We start from the raw sequence: 1,310 nt of genomic DNA, 5'->3' as shown, positions 1-1,310 counted from the left end.
CTTAGGTTCTAGGAGTCGTTGCAACACCCCAGCTCAAGGGGTGCGATGGACTTCGAGATCCGCAAGGAGCGGAAGGGGCAAGGGCGACGGAAGCTGGTCCGTGAGCGGGAGGAATACTTCCGGCTCATGGACCAGGGCCTGACCAGCTATGAAGCGTGCCGGATCGTCGGGATCAACTACCGGACCGGCAAGCGGTGGCGCAACGGCAGGAATCCGGCCCCCACGCACAAGGGTGCGCCGCCTGTTCAGCGGGCGGCGCCCTCGTCGGGTCCCAGCCGGTACTTGAGCGAAGCGGACCGGATCCACATAGCCGACCGGCTGCGGGAGAAGGCCACGGTCCGTGCGATTGCTGCCGAGCTGGGCCGCAGTCCGTCGACCATCAGCCGGGAGATCCGGCGGAACGGCACCGTTGATCCGCGAGGGGGCCGGCACTACCGCCCGCATGCCGCCCAGGCCCGCGCGGATGCCCGCCGGCCCCGCCCCAAGCCCGGGAAGATCGGCCAGAACCCCGCACTACGCGCCTTCATCCAGAGCCGCCTGGACCTACGGTGGAGCCCGGAACAGATCTGCCAGGCTCTGCGCCAGACTTTCCCCGAGCGGCCGGAGATGCACGTGGTCCACGAGACCGTCTACCAGGCCCTCTACGTCCAGGGCCGCGGCGAACTGCGCCGCGAACTCGCCAAGGCCCTGCGGACCGGCCGCGTGCGACGCAAGCCCCGCCGCCAGGCCCAGCAGCGCAGACCCCGCTTCCGCGACCCGATGGTCATGATCAGCGAGCGCCCTGCCGAAGCAGAGGACCGGGCGGTGCCCGGCCACTGGGAGGGCGACCTGATCATCGGCAAGGACAACGGCTCGGCCATCGGCACCCTCGTCGAACGTTCCACCCGCTACGTGATGCTCGTGCACCTGCCGAACGGCCGAAGCCCCGAACTGGTCCGTGACGCTCTGATGGAGACCGTCACCGCCCTGCCAACCCACCTGAGGCGGTCCCTGACCTGGGACCAAGGCAGCGAGATGGGCCGGCACCGCGATTTCACCGTCGCGACCGACATCCCGGTCTACTTCTGCGACCCGGCAAGCCCCTGGCAGCGCGGCTCGAACGAGAACACCAACGGCCTGCTGCGGCAGTACTTCCCCAAGGGCACCGACCTGACAGTCCATACCCGCGAGCACCTGGCCGCCGTCGCCGCCGAACTCAACGGCCGCCCACGCAAAACGCTCGGCTGGGAAACCCCAGCCGAGCGCCTGCATAAACTGCTCGCGGCCTGATCAACACGACCACGTGTTGCAACGATCTCTAGAATCCGCCT

1 protein-coding gene is annotated in these 1,310 nt (G+C 68.5%); it reads left to right on the top strand.

Going from position 1 to position 1,310, the window contains the following annotated elements; all coding sequences use genetic code 11:
- Nucleotides 1-45 precede the first annotated feature (45 nt).
- Complete coding sequence (locus tag QK442_RS36130; RefSeq protein WP_282698376.1) at nt 46-1,269, top strand: IS30 family transposase; 1,224 nt, start codon at nt 46-48, stop codon at nt 1,267-1,269.
- Nucleotides 1,270-1,310 lie beyond the last annotated feature (41 nt).

It is taken from the genome of Streptomyces sp. CC208A (genome assembly GCF_030010625.1).
Taxonomy (GTDB): Bacteria; Actinomycetota; Actinomycetes; order Streptomycetales; family Streptomycetaceae; genus Streptomyces.
The sequence above is the reverse complement of the archived record's forward strand: the minus strand, read 5'-3'. Positions and strand labels throughout refer to the sequence as shown.